Origin of the sequence: Gilliamella sp. B14384G12 (assembly GCF_016101825.1) — a bacterium.
Taxonomy (GTDB): domain Bacteria; phylum Pseudomonadota; class Gammaproteobacteria; order Enterobacterales; family Orbaceae; genus Gilliamella; species Gilliamella apicola_N.
The window spans coordinates 1-754 of record NZ_JACFPU010000031.1 but is presented as its reverse complement, the minus strand read 5'-3'; the positions used below and the strand labels follow the sequence as shown (position 1 = coordinate 754).

The window sequence follows — 754 nt, the reverse complement described above, 5'->3', positions numbered from 1 at the left end:
CAACATTAAATTATCAGTCACCGATTGAATACAAAAGAAATCGATGACCTTATCTTTTTGGTACTAAAAAGTGTGGACATACCATGCATGCTAGCACTAAACTAAAAGGCGATTTTTGCTACTATGTAGGGGACGTAAAATTCCCTTATACCGACGAGCCAGTATTAGAAGATGATATTCAGTGGGATATTTGGAATAAGGGAGATCTTGCCAAAACATTGCCTTTATTTGCCGAGATTGGCTTATTAACTCGTGAGCCAGTAGAAGGACATCCCGAACTTTATCATTATGAAGTGACCGAATTAGGGGAAAAATACCGATATCAAGATATTGATAGAAGAGGCTCCCGACCAATATATGAAAATTCTTTTTGCTATGGTCAGATAGTGGTAGGGGACGTAACAGATGTCGAAAAAAATGAATATACGCGTGCAAAGGGTTATAGTTACAATAAAACCAATTTTTATGTTACTTATAATTTTCATGTAATTAATGTACCGGATTGGGTATTAAATTCGGAAAATAAACTCAATGCTATATATGAGCCAAGAACAGTAAGGTTACCAGAAGAAACTTACCGAGATGTCGTAACATTTTATGTAGGTAAGGGAGATAAATTATATGAAAATAGCATACATTATAAATTGATTAAACCTATAACTAGTAGCGAGTAAGTTATGAAAAATTAATCTCAATTATCAGCCATTGGTCAAGTATGAATGCAAAAACTAAAATAAATAAGAATGAATAATGG

The 754-nt window shown here is 33.6% G+C and carries 1 protein-coding gene; it reads left to right on the top strand.

Going from position 1 to position 754, the window contains the following annotated elements; all coding sequences use genetic code 11:
* Nucleotides 1–83 precede the first annotated feature (83 nt).
* On the top strand, nt 84–674 hold the full coding sequence (locus H3S73_RS13515; protein ID WP_198236984.1) for a hypothetical protein: 591 nt from the start codon (nt 84–86) through the stop codon (nt 672–674).
* The last annotated feature ends 80 nt before the right edge of the window (nt 675–754 follow it).

Bases quoted from the DNA above. Each gene is read 5' to 3' on its own strand.
- H3S73_RS13515 (WP_198236984.1), top strand. From the start codon at position 84: ATGCATGCTAGCACTAAACTAAAAGGCGATTTTTGCTACTATGTAGGG.